Consider the following 26,344-nt stretch of genomic DNA (forward strand, 5'->3'; position numbering starts at 1 on the left):
AATCGAAACAGCCTTGGCAGTAAACAAGAAAAATATAATGACCCGTTACTTCTTCGTAGTCCTTGTTATGGGACTGATAGGAGTAGCCATTATCGTAAAAGGTACCGTCATCATGTTTGCCGAACGTCAGTACTGGCAAGATGTCGCCGACCGCTTTGTGAAGGAGAATGTTACGGTGAAGCCCAACCGTGGCAATATTCTTTCATCGGACGGTAAATTAATGGCGAGCTCCTTACCGGAGTACCGCATTTATATGGATTTCAAAGCGGGTGGAGAGAAGAAAGACACCATGCTGATGAATCATTTGGGCGAAATCTGCGAGGGATTGCACCGGATATTCCCCGACAAAAGCGCTGCCGAATTTAAAAGGCATCTGCTAAAAGGACGCAAAAAGGGCAGCCGCAATTACCTGATTTACCCGAAGCGTATCTCTTATATCCAGTATAAGGAAGCCAAAAGATTGCCGGTGTTCAACTTGAACAAATACAAAGGCGGTTTCCACGAACAGACTTACAACCAACGTAAAAAGCCTTTCGGCTCTTTGGCCGCCCGTACGTTGGGCGACCTCTATGCCGATACGGCGCAAGGGGCAAAGAACGGCATTGAGCTGGCATTCGACACGCTGCTGAAAGGACGTGACGGCATCACCCACCGCCAAAAGGTGATGAACAAATACCTGAACATAGTGGACATCGCTCCCGTAGACGGTTGCGATATCATCTCCACCATCGACGTAGGCATGCAGGATATTTGCGAAAAAGCGTTGATAGATAAGTTGAAGGAAATCAATGCCAGCGTAGGTGTCGCCGTACTGATGGAAGTACAGACAGGAGAGATAAAAGCCATTGTCAATATGATGAAAGCGGGTGACGGCAACTATTACGAAATGCGCAACAATGCCATCAGCGATATGCTGGAACCGGGTTCTACCTTCAAGACCGCTTCTATCATGGTAGCCCTTGAAGACGGGAAGATTACTCCCGACACGGAAGTCGATACGGGTAACGGCATCATGATGATGCACGGCCGCCCGATGAAAGACCATAACTGGCACCGGGGCGGATATGGCAAAATCGATGTGACACGTATCCTGGAAGTATCATCCAATATCGGCGTTTCCTATCTTATCGACAAGCATTACAGCGACAATCCGCAAAAGTTTGTAGACGGATTGAAGCGTATCGGCATAGACCGCCCGCTTCATCTGCAAATAGCCGGAGAGGGCAAGCCTAACATCCGCGGTCCGAAAGAACGCTATTTTGCCAAGACCACGTTGCCCTGGATGAGTATAGGATATGAAACGCAGGTACCGCCGCTGAACATACTGACTTTCTACAATGCCATCGCCAATAACGGCACAATGGTACGTCCGAAATTCGTGAAAGCGGCTGTGAAAGACGGCGAGGTTGTGCATGAATTCCCTACGGAAGTCATCAATCCTAAAATTTGCTCGGACAATACGCTGACGCAGATACGGGAGATTCTGCATAAAGTAGTCTCCGAAGGTTTGGCCAAACCGGCCGGAAGCAAACAGTTTGCCGTAGCCGGCAAGACGGGTACGGCACAGATTTCGCAAGGCGCCGCCGGATATAAGGCGGGACGGGTGAATTATCTCGTCAGCTTCTGCGGATACTTCCCGGCAGAGGCTCCCAAATACAGTTGTATCGTCTCCATACAGAAGCCGGGACTTCCGGCATCGGGCGGTTTAATGGCGGGCAGCGTATTCAGCAAGATTGCGGAAAGGGTATATGCCAAGAATCTGCGGTTCGATATACGCAGTGCGATAGACAGCACCACGAATGTGATTCCCGCGGTAAAAGCGGGAGAGATGAACGAGGCGTTGCGTGTGCTCAACACATTGGATGTTCCGGTGCAGAAGCAGTTCGAGGCACAGAAAGGGCGAGAGTTATGGGGACACAGTCAGGCCGCCCCGTCTGCCGTTATCCTGCAAAATCAAAAAGTTTCCGCAGGCATAGTGCCCAGCGTAGTGGGCATGGGGGCTAAAGATGCCGTTTATCTGCTGGAAAGCAAGGGGCTTAAAGTACGCCTCAACGGCATCGGCAAAGTAAGAAGCCAGTCCATTGCAGGTGGAAGCCGGCTGGTAAGAGGTCAGACGATAGCCTTGACGTTACGTTAATATAAGAATATACATATATATAATAAGGTATGAAATTAACCGAACTATTAAAAGCGATACAACCGGTACAAGTTATCGGCAGTACGGAAAAAGATATAACAGGAGTAAACATCGACTCCCGTTTAGTTGCGGCCGGACATTTGTTCATGGCAATGCGCGGCACGCAGACCGACGGGCACGCATATATTCCGACAGCCATTGAGCAAGGCGCTATAGCCGTACTGTGCGAAGACATGCCGGAAGAACCCAACCCCGATATTACATATATCCAGGTAAAAGACAGCGAGAATGCGGTAGGTAAGGTTGCCACCACCTTCTACGGCGACCCCACTTCCAAAATGGAGTTGGTAGGCGTAACCGGCACTAACGGCAAAACAACCATTGCCACCTTATTATATAATACATTCCGTTATTTCGGGTATAAAGTCGGACTGATTTCCACCGTATGCAACTACATCGATGACCAGCCCGTTCCAACCGAGCACACCACTCCCGACCCGGTTACCCTTAACCGCCTGTTGGGTGAGATGGCAGACTCCGGATGCAAATACGCATTCATGGAAGTCAGCTCCCACTCTATCGCGCAGCAGCGCATCAGCGGTCTGAAGTTTGCCGGCGGCATCTTCACCAACCTTACGCGCGACCACCTGGACTATCACAAGACTGTTGAAAACTACCTTAAAGCAAAGAAGAAATTCTTCGATGATATGCCAAAGAGCGCGTTCAGCCTGACCAATCTGGATGATAAGAACGGATTGGTCATGACTCAGAACACACGCTCGCGCGTATATACTTATTCATTGAGAAGCCTCAGCGACTTTAAAGGGAAAGTACTGGAGTCTCATTTTGAAGGCATGCTGCTCGATTTCAACAATCACGAGCTGGCCGTACGTTTTATTGGCAAGTTCAATGCTTCCAATCTTCTTGCCGTATTCGGCGCAGCCGTGTTATTGGGCAAGAAAGAAGAAGATGTGCTTGTTGCCCTTAGCACTTTACATCCTGTAACAGGCCGATTTGATTCTATCCGCTCCCCGAAGGGCATCACCGCCATTGTAGATTACGCCCACACTCCGGACGCTCTGGTGAATGTACTGAATGCCATCCACGACGTATTGGCAGGCAGGGGGAAAGTGATAACCGTAGTTGGCGCAGGCGGCAATCGCGACAAAGGGAAACGTCCTATCATGGCCAAGGAGTCCGCCCGTCTGAGCGACCGTGTTATCATCACTTCCGACAATCCCCGCTTCGAAGAGCCGCAAGACATCATCAATGACATGCTGGCAGGCTTGGACAAAGACGATTTGGAGAAGACGATCAGTATCACCGATAGGAAATACGCCATAAAGACCGCCTGTTTGCTGGCGCAACCGGGAGACGTTATCCTCGTTGCCGGCAAAGGACACGAAAACTATCAGGAGATAAAAGGAGTGAAGCATCATTTCGATGATAAAGAAGTACTTAAAGAAATTATGAATTGAGCAGTGTGAATTATGAATTTCAATGCAGCGTATCGTACGATATTCCCCGTATGCATCCCGATTCATAATTTATAACTCATAATTAGAAAAGACATGTTATACTACTTATTCCAATGGTTAGATAAATACGACTTCCCCGGTGCGGGTATGTTCGGTTATACATCTTTCAGGGCGTTAATGGCTATCATCCTGGCATTGCTCATTTCGAGTATCTGGGGCGACAGGTTCATTAATCTGTTAAAACGCAAGCAAATCACCGAGACACAACGGGATGCCGACATCGACCCATTCGGCGTAAACAAGGTGGGTGTGCCGAGCATGGGTGGAGTAATCATAATCTTTGCCATTCTGATTCCCTGTCTGTTACTGGGTAAGCTGAACAATATCTATATGATTCTAATGCTTATCACAACAGTCTGGTTAGGCTCGCTGGGATTCGCCGACGACTATATCAAGATATTCAAGAAAGACAAGGAAGGTCTGCACGGTAAATTCAAAATCATCGGCCAGGTAGGCTTGGGGCTCATCGTAGGACTGACGCTGTATCTCAGCCCGCAGGTCGTTATTCGTGAAAACATCGAAGTGGAAAAGCCAGGACAAGGTATAGAGGTAGTACATGCCGCTAAAGAAATCAAAGCTACGCAGACGACTATTCCTTTCTTTAAAAGCAATAACCTGGACTATGCCGACCTCGTATCTTTTATGGGAGAGCACGCCCAAACGGCCGGATGGATATTGTTCGTATTCATTACAATCTTCGTAGTGACCGCCGTTTCCAACGGCGCTAATCTGAATGACGGCATGGACGGCATGGCAGCGGGCAACTCCGCCATCATCGGTCTGACTTTGGGTATACTGGCGTACGTATCCAGCCACATCGAATATGCCGGCTATCTGAACATCATGTATATCCCGGGCTCGGAAGAACTGGTAATCTTCATCTGCGCCTTCATTGGCGCCATGATAGGCTTCCTCTGGTACAACGCTTACCCGGCACAAGTATTCATGGGCGATACAGGCAGCCTGACCATCGGCGGCATCATTGCCGTATACGCCATCATTATTCACAAAGAACTATTAATACCGATTCTCTGTGGCATATTCCTCGTAGAGAACCTTTCGGTAATTCTGCAACGGGTATATTACAAAGCCGGCAAACGGAAAGGCGTCAAGCAGCGTCTCTTTAAACGAACGCCGATACACGACCACTTCCGCACCGGCATGAACCTGATAGAGCCCGGTTGCAAAGTGGTATTTACCCAACCGACGCAATTGTTCCATGAATCAAAGATTACCGTCCGCTTCTGGATCGTAACCATCGTATTGGCAGCGATAACAATTATAACGTTAAAGATAAGATAACAATTAAATGAAGAATTATGAATGAAGAATCTGGCTGCGTACTATTACACTGCATGGCAATTCTTCATTCATCATTCTTCATTCTTAATTATAATAAAGTATGAGTAGAATTGTAGTTTTAGGAGCAGGCGAAAGCGGCGCGGGAGCTGCCGTACTCGCCAAAGTTAAGGGTTTCGATACGTTCGTATCCGATATGTCCGCCATTAAAGACAAATACAAGGAACTGCTGGACAGGCATGACATTGCTTGGGAGGAAGGACAGCATACCGAAGAGCTGATACTCAATGCCGATGAGGTGGTAAAAAGCCCCGGTATCCCCAATGACGCGCCGCTGATTCTGAAATTGAAAGAGAAAGGTATCTCTATCATCTCCGAGATAGAATTTGCCGGACGTTATACAAACGCTAAAATGATTTGTATTACAGGTTCTAACGGTAAGACTACCACTACTTCGCTCATTTACCACATTTTCAAAAGTGCGGGACTGAACGTGGGACTGGCCGGAAACATCGGCAACAGCCTCGCCTTGCAAGTGGCAATGGAAAAGCACGATTATTATGTTATCGAGCTCAGCTCCTTCCAACTGGATAATATGTATAAGTTCCGTGCCAATATCGCCGTACTGATGAATATCACTCCCGACCATCTGGACCGATACGATCACTGTATGCAGAAATACGTAGACGCCAAATTCCGCATCACGCAAAACCAGACGCCGGAAGACGCTTTCATCTACTGGAACGACGACCCTATCATCCGCAGGGAATTGGAGAAGCACGGTCTGAAAGCGCATCTCTATCCTTTCGCCGCCGTGAAAGAGGACGGAGCCATCGCTTATGTGGAAGACGGCGAAGTGGAAATCAACGAACCTATCGCTTTCAATATGGAACAAGAGGAACTTGCCCTGCACGGAACCCATAATCTCTATAACTCATTGGCGGCCGGTATCTCCGCTAACCTTGCAGGCATCAGGAAAGAAGATATACGCAAAGCCCTGTCCGACTTCAAGGGTGTGGAACACCGTCTGGAAAAGGTGGCGACCGTACGCGGCATCCAGTTCATCAACGACTCCAAAGCGACCAATGTCAATTCTTGCTGGTATGCTTTACAAAGCATGACAACCAAGACCGTACTGATTCTTGGCGGCAAAGACAAAGGCAATGACTATACCGAAATAGAAGACCTGGTACGCACCAAATGCTCGGCTTTGGTTTATTTGGGGCTGCACAATGAAAAGCTGCATGAGTTCTTCGACCGTTTCGGGCTACCCGTTGCCGATGTGCAAACCGGTATGAAAGATGCGGTAGACGCAGCTTTCAAACTGGCGCAGAAAGGCGAAACGGTATTATTGAGTCCCTGTTGCGCCTCATTCGACCTCTTCAAGAGCTACGAGGACAGAGGCGACCAATTTAAGAAATACGTAAGAGAGTTATAAATGGATTTATTAAAAAGCATATTCAAGGGAGACAAAGTAATCTGGATTATCTTCCTCTTCCTTTGCCTCATCTCCATCACAGAGGTGTTCAGTGCGGCCAGTACGCTTACCTACAAAAGTGGCGACCACTGGGGGCCTATCACTCAGCACAGCATTATCCTAATGGTGGGCGCTGTGATTGTGGTACTTATGCACAACATTCCCTATAAATGGTTCCAGGTATTTCCCGTCTTCCTGTTACCGGCTTCCGCGATACTGCTGGTGCTGGTCATGATGATGGAACGTATCAATGGCGCGGCGCGCTGGATGACATTCATGGGTATACAGTTCCAACCCTCGGAGATTGCAAAAATGGCGGTTATCATCGTCACGGCTTTCATCCTGTCCAAAGGGCAGGATGAGGACGGCGCCAATCCGAAGGCGTTCAAACGGATTATGATAATAACCGGGATTATCTGCCTGCTCATTGCTCCGGAGAACCTGTCCACAGCCGCACTGCTGTTCGGAGTAGTCTTTTTGATGATGTTCATAGGACGTGTCTCCGCTAAAAAACTGTTGATACTGATTGGCGGTTTGGCATCGGTGGGTGTTATCGCCGTAGCTTTCCTACTGATGACAAAGAACAGCGATATACCTTTCCTGCACCGGTTTGATACGTGGCGTGCCCGTATCGAGAAGTTCACGAGTGACAAGGAAGTACCCGCCGCCAAGTTCGACATAGACAAAGACGCGCAGATAGCCCACGCACGCATCGCCGTTGCCACCAGCAATGTTGTAGGCAAAGGTCCGGGTAATTCCGTACAGCGGGACTTCCTGAGCCAGGCATTCTCCGACTTCATCTTTGCCATTATCATCGAGGAGCTCGGACTGGTAGGAGGAGTCGTAGTTGTATTCCTCTACATCTGCCTGTTGATACGTGTAGGGCGTATCGCCAAGAAATGCGACCGTACCTTCCCCGCCTTTCTCATCATCGGCATAGCCTTGTTACTGGTGTCACAGGCCGTCTTCAACATGATGGTAGCCGTGGGGTTGGCTCCCGTTACCGGACAACCGCTACCGCTTATCAGCAAGGGCGGTACTTCTACGTTGATAAACTGCGCCTATATCGGTATGATATTGAGCGTCAGCCGATATACAGCCAAACTGGAAGAACAGAGGGAACATGATGCGCAAATCACCATGCAGGTAGAAACCGGCAGCGGAGAAGAGAGTACTTACAGCGAGGCGCAAAGCGCCGCAGAGCCGACAGCCAAAATGCTGAACAGCGATGCAGAATTTGAATAAGATTAATTATCAGTAGTAGCAAATAGATGAACTCAGATATGGAAACAAAGAATAGCAAGCCGCGCATTATTATCAGCGGTGGCGGCACAGGCGGACACATTTTCCCGGCTGTATCCATCGCCAACGCGATTAAGGAGTTGCGTCCCGATGCGGAAATCCTGTTTGTAGGCGCAGAAGGGCGTATGGAGATGCAGCGTGTACCCGATGCCGGTTACAAGATTATCGGTCTGCCCGTAGCGGGTTTCGACCGCAAACACTTGTGGAAGAACTTTGCCGTATTGATGAAACTGGCGCGCAGCCAATGGAAAGCGCGCAGAATCATCAAGCAATTCCGTCCGCAGGTGGCGGTAGGCGTAGGCGGCTATGCCAGCGGCCCGACCCTGAAAACGGCGGGAATGATGGGAGTACCGACTCTGATACAGGAGCAAAACTCGTATGCAGGCGTCACCAACAAGCTGCTTGCCAAGAAAGCCTGTAAAATATGCGTTGCCTACGAAGGCATGGAGAAGTTCTTCCCCGCAGAGAAAATCATCATGACCGGCAACCCTGTCCGTCAGAATCTGTTCGGACATTCCGTTTCGCGCGAAGAAGCCGTACGCTATTTCAGTTTAGACCCGTCCAAAAAGACTATCCTGATATTGGGCGGCAGCCTCGGTGCGCGAACCATTAACCGGACTTTAACCGCGGGTCTTGACATCATCCGGCAGAATCCCGGTATACAGTTCATCTGGCAAACCGGTAAAATATACATCGACCAGGTAAGAGACGCCATCACCACAGCAGTCGGTGAAGCCGTACACCATCCGCATATCAACGCCATTCCCAATCTGTATGTAACAGATTTCATCAAAGACATGGCGAATGCCTATGCGGCGGCCGACTTGGTAATCTCCCGTGCCGGTGCAGGTTCCATTTCAGAATTCTGCCTGCTGCACAAGCCTGTAATCCTTGTTCCGTCGCCCAATGTGGCGGAAGACCACCAGACCAAGAATGCGCTGGCGCTCGTCGATAAAGACGCCGCTATCTATGTGAAGGACGTGGAAGCCCAGGAGAAACTTCTGCCCGTGGCATTGGCAACCGTAAAAGACAGCGGTAAGCTGAAAGAATTGAGCAACAACATCGCCAAACTGGCATTACCCGACTCGGCAACAATCATTGCCAAAGAGGTGCTGAAACTTATTAAATGACAAGTACATGAATATAGAAACCATAAAATCCGTTTATTTCGTCGGCGCCGGCGGCATTGGCATGAGCGCGCTGATACGCTATTTTCTTTCCAAAGGCAAATTCGTAGCAGGGTATGACCGCACGCCTAGCACGCTGACCGAGCACCTGATTGCAGAAGGCGCACAGATACATTACGAGGAAGACGTCACCCTTATTCCGGAGAATTGCAAGGACAAAGGAAATACATTGGTTGTGTACACCCCTGCCATCCCCCAAGAGCATGCCGAGCTGGCGTACTTTCATGAAAACGGTTTTGAGATACACAAACGCTCCCAAGTGCTGGGCACCATCACCCGCAGCAGCAAGGGACTTTGCGTTGCCGGCACTCATGGAAAGACTACCACGAGTACAATGGCCGCACACTTGTTTCACCAGTCGCATATAGGCTGTACCGCTTTCCTCGGCGGCATTTCCAAAAACTACGGAACAAACCTGCTCCTGTCGCAGACCAGCCCGTATACTGTGATTGAAGCGGACGAATTCGACCGTTCCTTTCACTGGCTCTCTCCTTATATGAGCGTCATCACCGCCACAGACCCCGACCATTTGGATATATACGGTACATGCGAAGCCTATCTTGAAAGTTTCCGTCACTACACCACCCTTATCCAACCGGGAGGCGCATTGATTATCCGTAAAGGCCTTGCCCTGCAACCGGACGTGCAACCGGGAGTAAAGATATATACCTACTCCCGCGACGAAGGAGACTTCCATGCGGAGAATATCCGCATCGGCAATGGTGAAATCTTCATAGACTTCGTTGCTCCGGACACCCGTATCAACGACATCCGGCTTGGCGTACCCATCGGCATCAATATAGAAAACGGCGTAGCCGCCATGGCGCTCGCCCACCTGAACGGAGTTACCGACGAGGAAATCAAACAAGGAATGGCAAGTTTCCGCGGAGTAGACCGCCGCTTCGACTTCAAGATTAAGACGGACAAGCTCGTATTCCTCAGCGACTACGCTCATCATCCTGCCGAAATCGCGCAAAGCGTAAAGTCCATCCGCGAGCTTTACAAGGACAAAAAGATAATCGCCATCTTCCAACCGCACCTCTATACCCGTACCAAAGACTTCTACAAGGACTTTGCAGACAGTCTTTCCCTATTGGACGAGGTGATTCTGACGGAAATCTACCCCGCCCGCGAACAACCCATTCCCGGTGTCAGCAGCCGGCTCATTTATGACAACCTGCGTCCGGGTATCGAAAAATGTATTTGCAAGAAAGAAGATATTCCGGCCTTGCTTGCAAAGAAACCTATCGAAGTGCTGATAGTGTTGGGCGCCGGTGACCTGGATAACTATGTGCCTTCCATAACCCGATTGCTCGAACAGCGGGCAAACAGTGAATCGTAAATCGTCAAACAGTAAATAAGCCTATGATTAAACGGATTTTACTTTCTATCGTCCTGCTGCTTATCCTCGCCTATCTGGTGGTAGCCATTACCGCTTTCAACCGAAAGCCGGCGGGTCGGGTGTGCCGCGATGTAGAGTTGGTCATCAAGGATACGGTATACGCCGGTTTCATCACGAAAAAGGAAGTGGCCGCCATGCTGGAGAAGAAAGGCATCAGCCCCATAGGCAAGAACTTAGACCGTATACGCACCAAGACTTTAGAGCAGGTACTCTCCAAACATCCGCTCATCGACGAAGTGGAATGTTACAAGACGCCAAGCGGCAAACTCTGTATCGAAGTAACCCAGCGCATCCCTATCCTGCGGATAATGAGCGCCAACGGCGAAAACTACTATCTGGACAACAAAGGCACCGTGATGCCGCCCGATGCAAAGTGCGTCGCCCACCTCGCCATTGTGACCGGAAACGTAGAAAAGTCGTTTGCCATGAGGGATTTATATAAGTTTGGTGTATTTTTGCAAAAGAATTCGTTCTGGGACGCACAAATCGAGCAGATTCATGTATTACCCGGCAGGAACATAGAGTTAGTACCGCGTGTAGGCGACCACATCATCTACCTCGGCAGGCTTGACGACTTCGAACGGAAACTGAAACGGGTAAAGACATTCTACGAGAAAGGCTTAAACAAGGTAGGCTGGAACAAATATTCCCGTATCAGTGTTGAGTTCGGTAACCAGATTATCTGCACGAAAAGAGAATAGTTTCCGCGCAGCAAACAATAGACAGTAAATAGTAAAATAGTAAATAAGATAGTTATGGCAACAACAGATTTCATCGCCGCTATTGAGTTGAGTTCTTCCAAGATTTCCGGTATCGCAGGAAAGAAGAACAGTGACGGAAGCATTCAGGTGTTGGCTTACGCACGTGAAGATGCATCCTCGTTCATTCACAAGGGTGTCATCTACAATATCGATAAGACAGCGCAGGCATTGACTTCCATCACCAACAAGCTGGAAAGCCAGCTTAACAACTCCATTGCCAAAGTATACGTAGGCATCGGCGGACAGTCATTGCGCACAGTAAAGAATGCGGTGAGTCGTACACTGGAAGAAGAGGGCATCATCTCGCAAGAGCTGGTAGACTCCATCTGTGACGAGAACCTTGAAGTGCCGTTGGCAGACATGAGCGTACTGGATGTAGCCCCTCAAGAGTATAAGATAGACAACAACCTTCAAGCCGACCCGGTAGGAGTGGCGGGACAACACATCACAGGACAATTCCTCAACATCGTAGCCCGCGCCTCACTCAAGAAGAATCTGGAACACAGCTTCGAGCAGGCAAAGGTAGAGATAGCCGACCTTCTCATCGCTCCGATAGCCTTGGCAAACGCCGTTTTAACGGAAAACGAGATGCGTTCGGGCTGTGCATTGGTGGACTTCGGCGCCGATACGACTACCATTTCAGTCTACAAGAACAATATTCTCCGCTACCTGAGTGTATTGCCATTGGGCGGAAACACCATCACCCGTGACATCACCTCGCTGCAAATGGAAGAGCAGGATGCCGAAAAGCTGAAGCTGCAATACGGCAACGCCCTTTACGAAGAAGAGGAGGAGAGCGAAACTCCCGCCGTATGTACGACGGACGACGGACGCGCCATCGAACTGACTACGCTGAACAACATCATCGAAGCCCGTGCCGAAGAAATCCTTGCCAACGTATGGAACCAGTTACAGCTCTCCGGCTATGAAGACAAACTGTTCTCCGGGGTCGTATTCACCGGCGGCGGCGCCAACCTGAAGAATATTGAAGAAGCATTCCGCAAGCAAAGCAAGATAGAGAAAATAAAGACGATGCGCTTCGTGCATAACACCATTCACGGTTTCAGTGACGTGCTGGCCAAAGACGGCATGCAGAACACGTTGCTCGGCCTTCTTGCCGCAGGCAATGAGAACTGCTGCCTACAAGAGGTAAAACCTGCGCAACCGGCCGGTAATCCCACACCCAAACCCGTTGACATGTTCGGCAACGACGAAGCCCTGAAGGAACAGGAAGCCGCAGCCCGTGCCGCCAAAGCTCAACGCGAGAAAGAGGAAAAGGAGCGCAGAGAGAAGGAGCGTAAAGAACGGGAGAAGAAAGAAAAAGAGAAGAAGAAAGGTCCCAGCTGGTTTGAAAAGACCTTCAATAAGCTCTCCAACGAGATTTTCTCAGACGACGATATGAAATAATTAAAAACTCTATAATCATGGATGATATAGCACAATTCGATTTTCCGACCGATTCACCGAAAATCATCAAAGTTATCGGTGTGGGTGGCGGTGGCGGTAATGCCGTAAACCACATGTACCGGGAAGGCATACATGATGTAACGTTCGTGCTGTGCAACACAGACAACCAGGCGTTGAAAGACTCGCCCGTTCCTGTGAAGTTGCAACTCGGCAAAGAAGGTCTGGGAGCCGGAAACCGTCCCGCCCGTGCCCGTAAGGCAGCCGAAGAAAGTATCGAAGACATCAAGGCCATGCTGAACGACGGCACGAAAATGGTCTTCATCACCGCCGGAATGGGTGGTGGTACAGGTACGGGTGCAGCGCCCATCATTGCACAGACCGCCAAAGAAATGGACATCCTGACTATCGGTATCGTCACCATCCCGTTCCGTTGGGAGGGCGACAAGAAGATAGACCAAGCACTGGACGGCGTGGAAGAAATCAGCAAGCATGTGGATGCCCTGCTGGTTATCAACAACGAGAAACTGAGCGAAATATATAGCGAACTCTCCGTAGACGACGCTTTCGACAAAGCCGACGACACCCTTTCGGTCGCCGCCAAGAGTATTGCCGAAATCATCACCCTGCACGGCAAGGTCAACCTCGACTTCAACGATGTGAAAACCGTACTGAAAGACGGCGGCGTAGCCATCATGAGTACAGGATACGGCGAAGGAGACAACCGCGTAAGTATGGCTATCCAGAACGCCCAGCACTCTCCGCTGCTGAACAACAACGATATCTTCAACTCCAAGAAGGTATTGCTCAATATCTCTTACAGCTCCCAGCACAAACTGATGATGAGCGAAATGGATGAGGTAAAAGAGTTCATGAACCGTTTCAGCCGCGACTTCGAAACCAAATTCGGTATGGCTATCGACGACAAGCTGGAACAAAGCGTCAAGATTACCTTGCTTGCCACCGGCTTCGGCATCCAGGACATTCACATGAAGGAAATGGACGACCGCATCACCCAGCGTACCGCAGAAGAACAGAAACGCCTCGCCGAACTGGAAGAAGAGGAAGAGCAAAGACGCTCACGCCGCGAAACATATTACGGAAAGGACGCCAATACCAAGTATCAGCGCCTGCGCCGCCGGCACATCTATATCTTCAACCCCGAAGACCTGGACAATGCCGACATCATCAGTATGGTGGAGAACTCCCCCACTTACCTGCGCGACAAGAGCACCCTGGCCGCAATCAAAGTCAAGGCGGAAGAAGCCGGAATACTCGCCACCGAAGAAGCGCAGGAAGCGGAGAACGGCGGCAACAGCGTAATCACCTTCTAAACCGTCTGCCGTTCTAAACTTCAGCCGTAAACAACAAATTGTAAACAGTAAAACAGTAAAACAGTAAAGAATAAGATGGATTTATTTGAAAGAGTCAGCGAAGACATTAAAAACGCAATGAAGGCTAAAGACAAAGTAGCCCTGGAAACACTGAGAAACGTAAAGAAAGTATTCCTTGAAGCAAAGACCGCTCCGGGAGCCAATGATACCCTGACCGACGCCGACGCCCTGAAAATCATTCAGAAACTGACAAAGCAGGGCAAAGATGCCGCCGAGATTTATGTGCAACAGGGACGTCAGGACCTTGCCGACGCAGAATTGGCGCAAGTAAAGGTAATGGAAGCATATCTGCCCAAACAAATGTCTCCCGAAGAATTGGAAACCGCTCTGAAGGCAATCATCGCCGAAGTAGGCGCTACCGGCGGCAAAGATATGGGTAAGGTAATGGGTGTGGCCAGCAAGAAACTTGCCGGGCTTGCCGAAGGACGTGCCATTTCAGCCAAAGTAAAAGAATTGCTGGGATAAGGATTTTCCCAATCCCGCTACGCATAGAGCCGTACCTCAAGCGTCTCCCTTTTTGGAGAGGATAGCTTGGGGTACGGCTTTTTATTGCTGCATTATTCATCGCCCGTCCTGGTCACAAATTCTCATATACCACGGCACAAAGTGTTCAAACGCATAAAAACAAAATGTTTCAGCCTATAAAAACAAAAAGTTTCAATAGGCGGAAACGAAATGTTCTGCGTAGTGAAACAAACTGTTCCATACCACGAAACAAACTGTTTCAACGGTTGGAACCCTTTGTTTCCCCCTTTGAAATCCCAAACCGGATACAGTGAAACGGGATTATCCCCGGGGCGGAACTTAATCAAACAACTCTTTCAGGACTTCCAAAGATTTGAGTACGGGAAAATCAGGCAGATGCAAACGGTAATATTCATTCATTATCGCCAGACAACGGGCACGTTCCGTGCGGCTCATGGCAAAGAGATGCATGGTTTCATAATTCATGCGCATCAGCCCCGTCAGGCGTGACGCCTCTTCCTGCCCTATGTAATCGGAATGCAACTGCGGGCGTAACGGAGTAAAGCAAGCGTTCTGCAAATCGAAATAGTCACCGCTGTGATAATCTTCCAGATTCGGATACAACCCGAGGAAGCGCGACAGCCGCATCAAAAAGACCAGATGAAAGTTGGCAAAACCGCTGCCGCATTCATCCAGCCAGACAATGGAATGCTGCAAATAAGCGAATAAAGGACGGTTTTCCGCTTCCTCGCGCAACGCACGATATAAGAACTCGGACAAAAACAGAGCGATGGCAGACTTATAAGGATCGTAAGGAATCGAAGTAAAAGGATAAAGAGACTTGGCCTCTTTCACCTTATATATAGTGGTATTCGGCCGGAAGTCCGCCTCCAACTCCACCAAAGACAGAGGCTGGAACAGTACCAACTTCACCGCAGCCTTACGCGAACGAGACACCGGAACCAGGAAAGAAGCCCGTCCGGACACCTCGGTATAGATGTCTACAATAATAGAAGTATCCTTATACTTCAAAGAATGTAATACGATTCCTTGCGTTTTCTGTAACATTTCCGTCCTTTATCAAGTTTCAATCCGGCTAACAAAGCTACAAAAAAAGCGCGAAACTACGGAATTTAAAGAAGGAGAATAAAAAAAACGAAGCAAAGACAGAAAAACTGAAACACCAATACATCTCTGATTATCAGAGGATAAAACCTTATTTAAAAAGAAACTCAGAAGAAATACCGCAAAATTTTTATCGGAAATGTTTGCCAATTCAAAAATAGTTTCTACCTTTGCAACCGCAAACGAAAGGAAAGTCGGATGCAAGAGCGGAAACGCTCACCAAGGATGGCCCGTTCGTCTATCGGTTAGGACGCAAGATTTTCATTCTTGAAAGGGGGGTTCGATTCCCCCACGGGCTACAATTAAAAGAATAAACGAATTAAAAAAGATTAGTCGAGATGGCAAATCACAAATCATCACTGAAAAGAATCAGACAAGAAGAGACAAGAAGACTTCACAACAGATACTATGGTAAAACCATGAGAAATGCTGTTCGTAAGCTTCGTGCTACTACAGATAAAGCTGAAGCAACAGCTATGTATCCTGGTATCACAAAGATGTTGGATAAGTTGGCTAAGACTAACGTAATCCACAAGAACAAAGCTAACAACTTGAAGTCAAAGTTGGCGGTTTACATCAACAAACTCGGTTAAGCTGATAAGTTACACAAAAGATATGAGAGGCCGGACTTTTTAGTCCGGCCTTTTCTGCATTCGCATCATCCCCGAACAATAGTTCCGAAACAAATTCTCACGGTGCTAAAAAGCTGTAAACAGCCCAAATTTATCAAGGCGTTGGCATGATATATCAAGGATTTTCACTATTTTTGCTTTGTTATTACAATAAGAGAAATTAGATTATGACTGAAGAAGAAAAGATAAACGGCGAAAGTAATTACTCGGCCAGTAACATCCAGGTTTTGGAAGGTTTAGAGGCCGTACGTAAGCGTCCTGCCATGTATATCGGCGACATTAGTATCAAGGGACTCCATCACTTGGTTTACGAAGTTGTAGACAACTCCATCGACGAAGCGCTCGCCGGTTATTGCGACCACATCGAGGTTACCATCAACGAGGACAACTCCATCACCGTACAAGATAACGGACGTGGTATTCCGGTAGACTTTCACGAAAAAGAACAGAAATCAGCTCTCGAAGTTGTTATGACCGTGTTGCATGCCGGTGGTAAATTCGACAAGGGCTCTTATAAGGTTTCCGGCGGTCTGCACGGTGTCGGCGTATCTTGTGTGAACGCACTGTCTACGCACATGACTACCCAGGTTTTCCGCAACGGAAAAATCTACCAGCAAGAATACGAATGCGGCCATCCGCTATACTCGGTAAAGGAAGTAGGCACTACCGATATCACAGGTACACGCCAACAGTTCTGGCCGGATGATACAATCTTTACCGAAACCGTGTACAATTACGATATCCTGGCAACCCGTATGCGTGAGCTGGCTTATCTGAACGCCGGTATCAAAATTACGCTGACCGACCTCCGCGTAAAAGAGGAAGACGGAAGCTACAAGCAAGAAATTTTCTATTCCGTAGAAGGTTTGAAGGAGTTTGTACGCTATATAGATTCTTCCCGCGAACATCTGGTGAACGATGTTATCTACATCAATACCGAAAAACAAGGTACGCCGGTAGAAGTGGCCATCATGTACAACACTTCCTACAATGAGAATATCCACTCTTATGTAAACAATATCAATACCATTGAAGGTGGTACTCACTTGGCAGGTTTCCGCCGTGCGCTGACCCGTACTTTGAAGAAATACGCCGAGGACAACAAGATGCTGGAGAAGGCAAAGGTAGAGATTTCCGGTGACGACTTCCGCGAAGGTCTGACCGCGGTTATCTCCATCAAGGTGGCCGAACCGCAGTTTGAAGGACAGACCAAAACGAAGCTCGGCAACAACGAGGTTATGGGAGCCGTAGACCAGGCTGTAGGCGAAGCGCTCTCCTATTACCTGGAAGAGCATCCCAAAGAGTCCAAAATGATTGTAGACAAGGTGATATTGGCGGCACAGGCACGTGTGGCAGCACGCAAGGCACGTGAGTCCGTACAACGCAAGTCGCCGATGTCGGGTGGCGGTATGCCGGGCAAACTGGCCGACTGCTCCAGTAAGGACCCGGAAGAATGCGAACTGTTCCTCGTCGAGGGTGACTCTGCCGGTGGTTCTGCAAAACAAGGACGTAACCGTGCTTTCCAGGCTATCCTGCCGTTGCGCGGTAAGATTCTTAACGTAGAGAAAGCCATGTGGCACAAGGCATTCGAAAGCGATGAAGTAAACAATATCATTCAGGCTTTGGGTATCCGCTTCGGTGTAGACAGCGAAGACAGTAAGGAAGCCAACATAGACAAGTTGCGTTATAAGAAAGTAATCATCATGACCGATGCCGACGTCGATGGCTCTCACATCGACACGCTGATTATGACGCTCTTCTTCCGCTATTTCCCGCAGGTGATACAGCAAGGTTATCTGTACATCGCCACTCCCCCGCTCTATCTTTGTACCAAGGGTAAGGTAAAAGAGTATTGCTGGACAGACCAACAACGCCAGAAGTTTATCGATACTTACGGCGGCGGTTCGGAGAATGCCGTTCACACTCAACGCTACAAAGGTTTGGGTGAAATGAACCCGGAACAGTTGTGGGAAACAACCATGAATCCGGAAAACCGTATGCTGAAACAAGTGCATCTTGAAAATGCCGCCGAGGCCGACTACACGTTCTCCATGCTGATGGGTGAAGATGTAGGCCCGCGCCGCGATTTCATTGAAAAGAATGCAACGTATGCAAATATCGATGCATAATTAGGGAATTAAAAATTGAGAATTAAGAATTAAAAAATGATAGTATGTCACCATCATTCATTTTTCAATTCTTAATTCTCAATTCTCAATTTTTTATTTACCAACCTCACATCTTACAACGAAGAAGCTCCGGACGGACAGGAAATACCTGTTGACCGGAGCTTTTCTTATATCATTCCTTGTTTCTTCATCTCTTCCGCCGCCAATTCCAGCTCGGCATACCAATCTTCACCGAATTTACGTATCAAAGGTTCCTTTAAGAACTTATACACCGGTACATCCTCTTTCCGCCCCAATAAGACAGCGGCCTTACAAACATCCCAACGATGATAGTTCACCGCTTTATAAGGCCCATAATCGCCTATACGGATAGGGTAAAGATGACAGGAAACAGGTTTATAAAAGTCTGTCTTACCTTCTCGGTACGCTTTCTCTATGGCACAATAACAACAGCCTTTCTCGTCATAGCAAGTAAATACACAATCCTTATTATTAACGATAGAGGTTACCAAATCGCCCTCTTCATCCGTGTACACCACACCCTGCGCATCTATCACAGCGCGTGCTTCCGGAGAAAGCTCATCCCATATCACAGGCAGTACCTCTTCCAGCTTCTCTATCTCCTCAAATTCCACCGGAGCACCGGCATCTCCCTCAATGCAACATTCTCCTTTGCAAGCATCCAGATTGCAAAGGAACTTCTCACGCAGTACATCAAAAGAAACGACAACATCATCTATCTGTAACATTAGTAAATTGAAAATTAAAAATTGAGAATTAAAAAATAAATGTTCATCTGTTTAAAGATTGCTTCATAGACTTCACGATGCTCACTAAAAGAGCTATCAACTCGTTACAATCTACAGAAATAGACTCATAAGAAATATCCTCTAAATAATGAGTATCTTTTAGCAGCGATAACCAGTAGGACGTTTCATTCGCTTCTTTTAAAGCAATATTCATCTTATTCAAAAAATCCGCACTACTCTGCGCATGATGAGCTTCAGCCACCAAAGCGCCAATAGCTGTACCACTTCGTAACAACTGTTTAGACAATATAAATTCCTTCTGAGAATCTGCTAAAAACTTGTATGCGTTTACTATTCGAATAGCAAACGCATACGATTTAGCATGGATAACATTATCCCTTGCTATCATTTTTTAATTTTTAATTCTCAATTCTCAATTTCTAATCAAGTCCTTACCCGTCATCTCAGCCGGTTGCTTCATACCCAGAATATGCAGGATAGAAGGAGCAACATCCGCCAACACACCGTTTTCCACCTTAGCATCCTTGTTTGCCGTTACATAAACAAACGGAACGGGATTCAAAGAGTGAGCCGTATTCGGCGTACCGTCCTCGTTCAGGGCATGGTCGGCGTTACCGTGGTCGGCGATGATGATTACCTCGTAATCGTTGGCCTTGGCAGCTTCCACCGTATCTTTCACACAGTCGTCGATGGCTTTTACCGCCTTCTCAATAGCTTCGTAGATACCAGTGTGGCCTACCATATCGCCGTTCGCATAATTCACTACGATGAAATCGAACTTCTTGGTATTGATAGCCTCAACCAATTTATCCTTTACTTCGTAAGCGCTCATCTCCGGTTTCAGGTCATACGTAGCAACCTTCGGAGAAGGAACAAGAATACGTTCTTCCGCATCGTACGGAGTTTCGCGACCGCCGTTGAAAAAGAATGTTACGTGAGCATACTTCTCCGTTTCGGCGATATGGAGCTGAGTTTTACCGTTGGCAGCCAAATATTCACCCAATGTATTCTGCACGTTTTCCTTATCGAAAAGGATATGTACGCCCTTGAAAGAAGCATCGTACGGAGTCATACAGTAGTACTGCAAGCCGGGAATAGTGTGCATGCCCTGTTCCGGCATATCCTGCTGAGTCAGGACGACAGTCAATTCCTTGGCACGGTCGTTACGATAGTTGAAGAAGATAACCACGTCACCTTCCTTGATAGTACCGTCGCAGCCGGCATTTACAATCGGCTTGATGAATTCATCGGTTACACCTTCATCGTAAGACTCCTGCATGGCCTGAACCATATCCGACGCAACCTTTCCCTCACCGTTTACAAGCAGGTCGTAAGCCACTTTCACACGTTCCCAACGCTTGTCACGGTCCATGGCGTAGAAACGGCCTACGATGGAAGCAATCTTACCGGCCGACTTTTCGCAATGCGCCGTCAACTGTTCGATGAAGCCCTTACCGCTCTTCGGGTCGGTATCGCGACCGTCCATGAAGCAATGGATAAATGTATTCTCGATACCGTATTCCTTTGAAATATCGCAGAGTTTGAACAGGTGGTCGAAAGAACTATGCACACCGCCGTTGCTGGTCAATCCCATAAAGTGGATGTTCTTGCCATGTTCCTTGGCGTAAGAGAAAGCGGAAACGATTTCCTTGTTCTTCAGGATACTGCCGTCGGCACAAGCACGGTTAATCTTTACCAAGTCCTGATATACGATACGTCCTGCGCCGATATTGAGGTGACCTACTTCCGAGTTACCCATCTGTCCGTCGGGCAGACCGACATTCTCACCGCTTGCCTGCAACTCAGAGTGCGGATAAGCCGCCAACAAGCTATCCCAGTAGGGAGTAGGCGTATTGAAAATCACATCATCTTTACCTTGATCGCCGATACCCCAGCCATCAAGAATCATTAAAAGGGCTTTCTTGCTCATAATTAGTATTGTTTTAATTGTACAAATCTCTTTTTTACGGAAGGAAAAGGGCGTATAAAACATACTTGCTCTTTCAGGTACGGATTACACGGATTCCGCAGATTAAAGGCTACGCTATATATAGACTGAATGAGAAACCCGTGAAATCCGTGTAATCCGTACCTGAAACAAGAAACTGTAAGCGTCTTATGGTTTTGAAACAGTTCCCTTTTTCCGGTTGCAAAGGTACAAAATAGCGGCCAAACTATGCCACTTCAAAAAGTAAAAATAACATTTGCGCAAAGAGCCTCTCCCCGTAAATAACAAGAAATCCTAAAAAAGCCGTGCAAACGCAGAAAGTCAGACCTGATTTTCATACTTTTGCAGAGCTTTTAAATAAAATCAACTGAAATTATGGACGATTCAAACCCACGAACGTGCAATAGTGTTTACAATTAAAGCGAACGGAGACGTTGGTCGCAATGCCTCTGTTCGGACTAAAGAAAGGAGGCAAAACAATGAGAAAGTATCTCTACAGCGAAAACGGCTTCGTAGAAAAGGCCGAATGGAAACCTAACTGCTGGGTAAACGTGGAATGCCCGGACGACAGCGATTTCCAATTCCTTACCCAAGAACTGAAAGTTCCCGAATCATTCCTTGAAGATATAGCCGATACGGATGAGCGCCCGCGTACGGAGACGGAAGGCAACTGGCTGCTGACTATCCTGCGTATTCCCATGCAGAGCAGCCAGCACGGCATCCCGTTTATCACAGTGCCCATCGGTATCATCACAAACAACGACATCATTGTTTCCGTGTGCTATCATCACACCGAACTGATACCGGACTTCATACAGCATACCCGCCGCAAAGGTATCGTCGTCAACAATAAGCTGACGCTGATTTTGCGAATCATATACTCCTCTGCCGTATGGTTCCTGAAATACCTGAAGCAAATCAATAACGATGTAGCCACCGCCGAAAAGGAACTGGAAAAGAGTATCCGTAACGAAGACCTTCTTCAGTTGATGAAGCTGCAAAAGACGCTCGTATACTTCAACACTTCCATCCGAGGAAACGAAGTTATGATAGGACGGTTGAAGAATATCTTCCAAGATACCGACTACCTCGACCTGGAACTGCTGGAGGACGTCGTGATAGAGCTGAAACAGGCGTACAACACGGTAAACATTTACAGTGACATCCTTACGGGAACGATGGACGCCTTCGCCTCCATCATATCCAATAACGTGAACGCCATCATGAAACGCATGACGAGCCTATCCATCACACTGATGATACCCACATTGATAGCCAGCTTTTACGGCATGAATGTGGATATACATCTGGAAAGTTTTCCGCATGCGTTCATATTCATCATTCTGCTGTCCGCAATATTGTCGGCCGTAACCTTTATATGGTTCAGAAAGATTAAGTGGTTCTAAAACAGTTCCAGCTGTCCGTCACCCAGCAAATTAAAAGTCATGCGATGATAAGGAGTGGTTCCCCGTCCGGCGATAGCCGCACGGTGCTTCTTTGTGGGATATCCCTTATTATGATTCCAATCGTAGTAAGGGAACTCTTCGTGCAGCCGGTTCATATAATCATCACGATACGTCTTGGCCAGAACGGATGCCGCCGCGATGGAAAGATACTTACCGTCGCCTTTCACAACGGTGGTATGCGGAATATCCCCGTATTTCCTGAAGCGGTTACCGTCGATAAGCAAATGCTGCGGGCGCAACTGCAACCGGTCAACAGCGCGATGCATGGCAAGGAAGGAGGCATTCAGGATATTTATCTTGTCAATCTCCTTAGGGGAGACAACACCTACCGCCCATGCCAGCGCTTCTTTCTCGATGACCTCGCGCAAAGCGTAGCGTTGCTTCTCGGTAAGTTGCTTGGAATCGTTCAGCAAATCGTTCTCGAAGTCTTTGGGCAGAATAACGGCGGCGGCATATACGGCGCCGGCAAGACAGCCGCGTCCGGCCTCATCGCAACCGGCTTCTATCAGTTCTTTGTTCAAATAAGGTAACAGCATATATCACTACGTTAGAGCATACAAAGATAAATCTTTTCATAAGTAAACCGGACTTTTAAAGAGAATAAATAATATGCTTATCTTTGCCGGCAAATAAAACGACAACGGATATGTTTACAATTATCGGACTGATGCTCACCGGGATGCTGCTGGGCTATCTCTTACGAAAAAGGAATTTACACAGGATTCATACGGTTATCACAGTGTTAATCTGGGCACTGCTTTTCATTCTCGGCATCGAGGTAGGCGGAAACGAGCAGATTATCAAAGGGCTGCATACCATAGGAATCGAGGCTGTCATACTAACCTTAGGCGGTACTTTGGGAAGTGTCGTCGCTGCCTGGGTATTGTGGAAAGCGTTATATAAGAAGAAAGGAAGAACGGCATGAAAGGCAGTCTTATTATAATCGGTTTCTTCGTTTTGGGTACGCTTTGCGGAGTTTTCCACCTGATACCCGTTGATGTAGTCATGGACAGCGAAATCAGCTTCTATGCTCTTTGCGCATTGATGTTCAGCGTAGGACTGAGTGTGGGCAACGACCCGCAAACATTAAAGAACTTCCGTTCGCTTAATCCACGACTGGTCTTTCTGCCTGTCATGACGATACTGGGTACATTGGCAGGTTCCGCGGCCGTCAGTCTTATCCTTACCCACCGTTCCGTAACCGACTGTCTGGCGGTAGGCTCGGGATTCGGATATTATTCGCTCTCCAGCATCTTCATCACCGAATACAAGGGAGCCGAACTCGGTACTATCGCCCTGCTGGCCAATATCAGCCGCGAGATACTGACTTTGCTGGCAGCTCCGCTATTGGTGCGCTGGTTCGGCAATCTGGCTCCTATCTCTGCCGGCGGCGCTACGACAATGGATACCACACTGCCGATAATCACCCGTACTGCCGGACAGCAGTTTGTCGTCGTTTCCATCTTCCACGGGTTTGTGGTGGACTTCAGCGTGCCGTTTCTGGTCACCTTGTTCTGTTCGATATAGGTGATGGCAGATAGAAGTCTTGCATTGAGGTGAGAATACGGCATCGTTACAACAGATTCGTCCCATGAGATAACTGTATTCGTCTTATGGGACAAAAAAAATCATCCCGTGAGATGAATAAATCCGTCCCACGGGATGAATAGTTTCGTCTTACGAGACGAGTCGCGTATGCCTAAAATAAGCTCCAAGCCACGGTCAGCCCCGCCATAACGATGGCTACCATGCTCATCAGCTTGATAAGGATGTTAAGGCTCGGACCGGAAGTGTCTTTAAAGGGGTCGCCTACCGTATCGCCTACAACCGTGGCTTTATGCACTTCACTGCCTTTGCCGCCGAAATTGCCCTCTTCTACATACTTCTTGGCATTATCCCATGCGCCACCGGCATTCGCCATAAAGATGGCAAGTACGAATCCGCTGCTAAGACCGCCGATAAGCAGTCCCAACACACCGGGAACACCGAAGATAAGTCCGGTCATGATAGGAGCGACAATTGCGATGAGTGAGGGAACTACCATTTCGCGCTGCGCGCCTTTCGTGGAGATGGCTACACAGCGTTCATAGTCGGGCTCCGCCTCACCGGTCAGAATCCCTTTTATATCACGGAACTGACGGCGCACCTCATCTACCATGTGGGCGGCCGCACGGCCTACGGCATTCATCGTCAATCCACAGAACAGGAAAGCCATCATACTGCCGAGGAACATACCCGAGAGAACTTTAGGATTCATCAGCGTAACATCGTAATGGTGCATGAAGTCGAAGAAAGTAGCGTCCTGCACAGACACCGCTTCACCGCCCACAAAGATGTCGGTGGTGCCCAGACGGGTCAGCCCGATACGGATTTCCTCGATGTAGGATGCAAGCAGGGCAAGCCCCGTCAACGCGGCCGAACCGATAGCGAAACCTTTGCCCGTGGCGGCTGTCGTATTCCCCAAAGAGTCGAGCGCATCGGTACGCTTGCGCACTTCCTCACCCAGACCGGACATCTCCGCATTACCGCCGGCATTGTCGGCAATAGGCCCGTAAGCGTCCGTAGCCAACGTAATGCCCAAAGTGGAAAGCATACCTACGGCAGCGATACCGATGCCGTAAAGTCCCAAGCCTACATTGGCAAAGTCGAATCCGGAAGCAAAAAGATACGAGGCAATGATGCCCACCACCACGGCAATTACCGGAATAGCGGTAGAAAGCATACCCAAACCGATGCCGGAGATAATGACCGTGGCCGGCCCCGTCTTGCCGCTCTCACTCAGCTTCTGGGTGGGACGATAGGATTGGGAAGTATAATATTCCGTAGAACGCCCGATAACGATGCCTACCACCAGACCTACCACTACCGAACAGGAAATCCACATCCAGTTATCCAGCTTCAGCAACCAAAGAATAAGGAAAGTAGCAACGACTATCAGTACCGAACTCAAGTTCGTACCGAAAGCGAGGGAATTCAGCAAGTCTTTCATCTTGGCATTCTCGTTGGTACGTACAGCGAAGATACCTATAATAGAGAGAATGATACCTACGGCCGCAATCAACATCGGAGCGATAACGGCTTTGAACTGCATCAGCGTATCTCCCGAATGGATAAAAGCGGCGGCGCCAAGGGCGGCCGTAGCAAGGATGGAACCGCAATAGCTCTCGTAAAGGTCGGCGCCCATACCGGCCACATCGCCTACATTATCGCCTACGTTATCGGCGATGGTTGCGGGATTGCGCGGGTCGTCTTCGGGGATACCGGCTTCCACTTTACCCACGAGGTCGGCTCCTACGTCGGCGGCTTTCGTATAGATACCGCCGCCCACGCGTGCAAACAGGGCTTGTGTAGAAGCTCCCATACCGAACGTCAGCATCGTGGTGGTGATGATGCAAAGTTTATGGGTGGGTGTCATCACATCCACCGGGATAACTGCGTTGAGCAGCAGATACCAGAAAGAAATGTCGAGCAGGCCGAGCCCCACTACAACCAGTCCCATTACCGCGCCGCTGCGGAAAGCGACACGCAAGCCCGCGTTCAACGAGTTGCGTGCGGCATTCGCCGTACGCGCCGAAGCATACGTAGCCGTCTTCATTCCGAGAAATCCGGAAAGGCCGGAGAAGAATCCGCCTGTAAGGAAAGCTATCGGAACCCACGAGTTCTGCACTCCGAAGCCGTAAGCCATAATCGAGAAGAGAATCACCAGCCCCAGAAACACCCAGCCCACAATCTTATATTGCTGACGGAGATAGGACATGGCGCCTTTGCGCACGGCAGCGGCAATCTTAACCATTTGAGGAGTTCCCTCACTCTCTTTCATCATCTGACGGTGGAAATACCAGGCAAAGCAAAGTGCCAGAACGGAAGCGGCTGGAACCAGCCAGAAAAGCAATTGGTCCATAGCATAA

The 26,344-nt window shown here is 48.6% G+C and carries 22 protein-coding genes and 1 tRNA gene; 17 read left to right on the plus strand and 6 right to left on the minus strand.

All coding sequences use genetic code 11. The features are described 5' to 3' along the window. Positions 1–37: 37 nt before the first annotated feature. The 11 genes from I2F54_RS07555 (at position 38) to I2F54_RS07605 (ending at position 14,366) form a co-directional block, all read left to right on the plus strand. On the plus strand, positions 38–2,137 hold the full coding sequence (locus tag I2F54_RS07555) for a penicillin-binding protein (RefSeq protein WP_087426110.1): 2,100 nt from the start codon (positions 38–40) through the stop codon (positions 2,135–2,137). 29 nt (positions 2,138–2,166) lie between these two features. After that, positions 2,167–3,615, plus strand: a complete 1,449-nt coding sequence (locus tag I2F54_RS07560; RefSeq protein ID WP_009120310.1) for a UDP-N-acetylmuramoyl-L-alanyl-D-glutamate--2,6-diaminopimelate ligase — start codon at positions 2,167–2,169, stop codon at positions 3,613–3,615. Positions 3,616–3,708: 93 nt separating this feature from the next. Beyond that, positions 3,709–4,977 carry a phospho-N-acetylmuramoyl-pentapeptide-transferase gene (gene mraY / locus I2F54_RS07565; RefSeq protein WP_009120309.1) on the plus strand — a complete coding sequence of 423 codons (1,269 nt, stop codon included), beginning with the start codon at positions 3,709–3,711 and terminating at the stop codon, positions 4,975–4,977. Positions 4,978–5,077: 100 nt separating this feature from the next. Beyond that, positions 5,078–6,412 (plus strand): UDP-N-acetylmuramoyl-L-alanine--D-glutamate ligase, encoded by a 1,335-nt coding sequence (gene murD / locus I2F54_RS07570; protein WP_087426111.1) that lies wholly within the window; start codon positions 5,078–5,080, stop codon positions 6,410–6,412. Then, entirely contained in the window at positions 6,413–7,696 is a 1,284-nt protein-coding gene (locus I2F54_RS07575) for an FtsW/RodA/SpoVE family cell cycle protein (RefSeq protein ID WP_022218279.1), read from the plus strand. Between the two features lie 38 nt (positions 7,697–7,734). Further along, positions 7,735–8,883 carry an undecaprenyldiphospho-muramoylpentapeptide beta-N-acetylglucosaminyltransferase gene (gene murG, locus I2F54_RS07580; protein WP_195500892.1) on the plus strand — a complete coding sequence of 383 codons (1,149 nt, stop codon included), beginning with the start codon at positions 7,735–7,737 and terminating at the stop codon, positions 8,881–8,883. A gap of 7 nt (positions 8,884–8,890) precedes the next feature. Continuing rightward, positions 8,891–10,282 carry a UDP-N-acetylmuramate--L-alanine ligase gene (gene murC, locus I2F54_RS07585; protein WP_195500893.1) on the plus strand — a complete coding sequence of 464 codons (1,392 nt, stop codon included), beginning with the start codon at positions 8,891–8,893 and terminating at the stop codon, positions 10,280–10,282. Between the two features lie 23 nt (positions 10,283–10,305). Next, a complete protein-coding gene (locus I2F54_RS07590) occupies positions 10,306–11,043 on the plus strand; it encodes a cell division protein FtsQ/DivIB (RefSeq protein WP_009120303.1) in 738 nt (245 codons plus the stop codon). Positions 11,044–11,097: 54 nt separating this feature from the next. Next, entirely contained in the window at positions 11,098–12,510 is a 1,413-nt protein-coding gene (gene ftsA / locus I2F54_RS07595; protein WP_009120302.1) for a cell division protein FtsA, read from the plus strand. Positions 12,511–12,527: 17 nt separating this feature from the next. After that, positions 12,528–13,841: a cell division protein FtsZ gene (gene ftsZ, locus I2F54_RS07600; protein ID WP_009120301.1), complete on the plus strand. Its 1,314-nt coding sequence runs from the start codon at positions 12,528–12,530 to the stop codon at positions 13,839–13,841. Positions 13,842–13,916: 75 nt separating this feature from the next. Then, a complete protein-coding gene (locus tag I2F54_RS07605) occupies positions 13,917–14,366 on the plus strand; it encodes a GatB/YqeY domain-containing protein (RefSeq protein ID WP_087426112.1) in 450 nt (149 codons plus the stop codon). A gap of 339 nt (positions 14,367–14,705) precedes the next feature. On the opposite strand, the gene recO is transcribed toward I2F54_RS07605, so the two are convergent. Continuing rightward, positions 14,706–15,434, minus strand: a complete 729-nt coding sequence (gene recO, locus I2F54_RS07610; protein WP_195500894.1) for a DNA repair protein RecO — start codon at positions 15,432–15,434, stop codon at positions 14,706–14,708. A gap of 284 nt (positions 15,435–15,718) precedes the next feature. On the opposite strand from recO, the gene I2F54_RS07615 reads away from it, so the two are divergent. The 3 genes from I2F54_RS07615 to gyrB all read left to right on the plus strand — a co-directional run bounded on the left by I2F54_RS07615 (position 15,719) and on the right by gyrB (position 18,252). Then, a tRNA-Glu gene (locus tag I2F54_RS07615) sits at positions 15,719–15,790 on the plus strand. A 39-nt stretch (positions 15,791–15,829) separates the two neighbouring features. After that, entirely contained in the window at positions 15,830–16,084 is a 255-nt protein-coding gene (rpsT, locus tag I2F54_RS07620) for a 30S ribosomal protein S20 (RefSeq protein WP_005656082.1), read from the plus strand. 206 nt (positions 16,085–16,290) lie between these two features. Next, positions 16,291–18,252 (plus strand): DNA topoisomerase (ATP-hydrolyzing) subunit B, encoded by a 1,962-nt coding sequence (gene gyrB / locus I2F54_RS07625; RefSeq protein WP_009120297.1) that lies wholly within the window; start codon positions 16,291–16,293, stop codon positions 18,250–18,252. Between the two features lie 167 nt (positions 18,253–18,419). On the opposite strand, the gene I2F54_RS07630 is transcribed toward gyrB, so the two are convergent. The 3 genes from I2F54_RS07630 to gpmI are packed head-to-tail and all read right to left on the minus strand — an operon-like array spanning position 18,420 to position 20,952. After that, the gene (locus tag I2F54_RS07630; protein ID WP_195500895.1) at positions 18,420–19,001 is read right to left on the minus strand and encodes a DUF3109 family protein; all 582 of its coding nucleotides are present in this window, start codon (positions 18,999–19,001) and stop codon (positions 18,420–18,422) included. Positions 19,002–19,044: 43 nt separating this feature from the next. Beyond that, positions 19,045–19,410 carry a four helix bundle protein gene (locus I2F54_RS07635; RefSeq protein WP_009120295.1) on the minus strand — a complete coding sequence of 122 codons (366 nt, stop codon included), beginning with the start codon at positions 19,408–19,410 and terminating at the stop codon, positions 19,045–19,047. A 24-nt stretch (positions 19,411–19,434) separates the two neighbouring features. Further along, a complete protein-coding gene (gpmI, locus tag I2F54_RS07640) occupies positions 19,435–20,952 on the minus strand; it encodes a 2,3-bisphosphoglycerate-independent phosphoglycerate mutase (RefSeq protein ID WP_039950126.1) in 1,518 nt (505 codons plus the stop codon). A 497-nt stretch (positions 20,953–21,449) separates the two neighbouring features. On the opposite strand from gpmI, the gene I2F54_RS07645 reads away from it, so the two are divergent. Continuing rightward, positions 21,450–22,376: a magnesium transporter CorA family protein gene (locus tag I2F54_RS07645; RefSeq protein ID WP_039950135.1), complete on the plus strand. Its 927-nt coding sequence runs from the start codon at positions 21,450–21,452 to the stop codon at positions 22,374–22,376. Here the strand turns inward: I2F54_RS07645 and I2F54_RS07650 are convergent. Continuing rightward, a complete protein-coding gene (locus tag I2F54_RS07650; RefSeq protein WP_022217811.1) occupies positions 22,373–22,972 on the minus strand; it encodes a ribonuclease HII in 600 nt (199 codons plus the stop codon). The genes I2F54_RS07645 and I2F54_RS07650 overlap by 4 nt on opposite strands. A gap of 110 nt (positions 22,973–23,082) precedes the next feature. On the opposite strand from I2F54_RS07650, the gene I2F54_RS07655 reads away from it, so the two are divergent. Both I2F54_RS07655 and I2F54_RS07660 read left to right on the plus strand, forming a co-directional pair. Further along, a complete protein-coding gene (locus I2F54_RS07655; protein WP_087426114.1) occupies positions 23,083–23,361 on the plus strand; it encodes a LysO family transporter in 279 nt (92 codons plus the stop codon). Further along, positions 23,358–23,963 (plus strand): LysO family transporter, encoded by a 606-nt coding sequence (locus tag I2F54_RS07660; RefSeq protein WP_009120289.1) that lies wholly within the window; start codon positions 23,358–23,360, stop codon positions 23,961–23,963. The genes I2F54_RS07655 and I2F54_RS07660 overlap by 4 nt, the downstream gene beginning before the upstream one ends. Positions 23,964–24,135: 172 nt before the next feature. Here the strand turns inward: I2F54_RS07660 and I2F54_RS07665 are convergent, their stop codons facing one another. Beyond that, on the minus strand, positions 24,136–26,337 hold the full coding sequence (locus I2F54_RS07665; protein ID WP_009120288.1) for a sodium-translocating pyrophosphatase: 2,202 nt from the start codon (positions 26,335–26,337) through the stop codon (positions 24,136–24,138). Positions 26,338–26,344: the final 7 nt, after the last annotated feature.

It is taken from the genome of Bacteroides clarus (genome assembly GCF_015555825.1).
GTDB classification, from domain to species: Bacteria; Bacteroidota; Bacteroidia; order Bacteroidales; family Bacteroidaceae; genus Bacteroides; species Bacteroides clarus.

Coding starts and splice junctions, on each gene's coding strand:
- I2F54_RS07660 (WP_009120289.1), top strand. CDS start 23,358: ATGAAAGGCAGTCTTATTATAATCGGTTTCTTCGTTTTGGGTACGCTT.
- murG (WP_195500892.1), top strand. CDS start 7,735: ATGGAAACAAAGAATAGCAAGCCGCGCATTATTATCAGCGGTGGCGGC.
- I2F54_RS07665 (WP_009120288.1), bottom strand. CDS start 26,337: ATGGACCAATTGCTTTTCTGGCTGGTTCCAGCCGCTTCCGTTCTGGCA.
- murC (WP_195500893.1), top strand. CDS start 8,891: ATGAATATAGAAACCATAAAATCCGTTTATTTCGTCGGCGCCGGCGGC.
- I2F54_RS07650 (WP_022217811.1), bottom strand. CDS start 22,972: ATGCTGTTACCTTATTTGAACAAAGAACTGATAGAAGCCGGTTGCGAT.
- I2F54_RS07645 (WP_039950135.1), top strand. CDS start 21,450: ATGAGAAAGTATCTCTACAGCGAAAACGGCTTCGTAGAAAAGGCCGAA.
- I2F54_RS07630 (WP_195500895.1), bottom strand. CDS start 19,001: ATGTTACAGATAGATGATGTTGTCGTTTCTTTTGATGTACTGCGTGAG.
- mraY (WP_009120309.1), top strand. CDS start 3,709: ATGTTATACTACTTATTCCAATGGTTAGATAAATACGACTTCCCCGGT.
- rpsT (WP_005656082.1), top strand. CDS start 15,830: ATGGCAAATCACAAATCATCACTGAAAAGAATCAGACAAGAAGAGACA.
- I2F54_RS07555 (WP_087426110.1), top strand. CDS start 38: ATGACCCGTTACTTCTTCGTAGTCCTTGTTATGGGACTGATAGGAGTA.
- I2F54_RS07635 (WP_009120295.1), bottom strand. CDS start 19,410: ATGATAGCAAGGGATAATGTTATCCATGCTAAATCGTATGCGTTTGCT.
- gpmI (WP_039950126.1), bottom strand. CDS start 20,952: ATGAGCAAGAAAGCCCTTTTAATGATTCTTGATGGCTGGGGTATCGGC.
- ftsA (WP_009120302.1), top strand. CDS start 11,098: ATGGCAACAACAGATTTCATCGCCGCTATTGAGTTGAGTTCTTCCAAG.
- recO (WP_195500894.1), bottom strand. CDS start 15,434: ATGTTACAGAAAACGCAAGGAATCGTATTACATTCTTTGAAGTATAAG.
- I2F54_RS07655 (WP_087426114.1), top strand. CDS start 23,083: ATGTTTACAATTATCGGACTGATGCTCACCGGGATGCTGCTGGGCTAT.
- I2F54_RS07575 (WP_022218279.1), top strand. CDS start 6,413: ATGGATTTATTAAAAAGCATATTCAAGGGAGACAAAGTAATCTGGATT.
- murD (WP_087426111.1), top strand. CDS start 5,078: ATGAGTAGAATTGTAGTTTTAGGAGCAGGCGAAAGCGGCGCGGGAGCT.
- I2F54_RS07560 (WP_009120310.1), top strand. CDS start 2,167: ATGAAATTAACCGAACTATTAAAAGCGATACAACCGGTACAAGTTATC.
- I2F54_RS07605 (WP_087426112.1), top strand. CDS start 13,917: ATGGATTTATTTGAAAGAGTCAGCGAAGACATTAAAAACGCAATGAAG.
- I2F54_RS07590 (WP_009120303.1), top strand. CDS start 10,306: ATGATTAAACGGATTTTACTTTCTATCGTCCTGCTGCTTATCCTCGCC.
- ftsZ (WP_009120301.1), top strand. CDS start 12,528: ATGGATGATATAGCACAATTCGATTTTCCGACCGATTCACCGAAAATC.
- gyrB (WP_009120297.1), top strand. CDS start 16,291: ATGACTGAAGAAGAAAAGATAAACGGCGAAAGTAATTACTCGGCCAGT.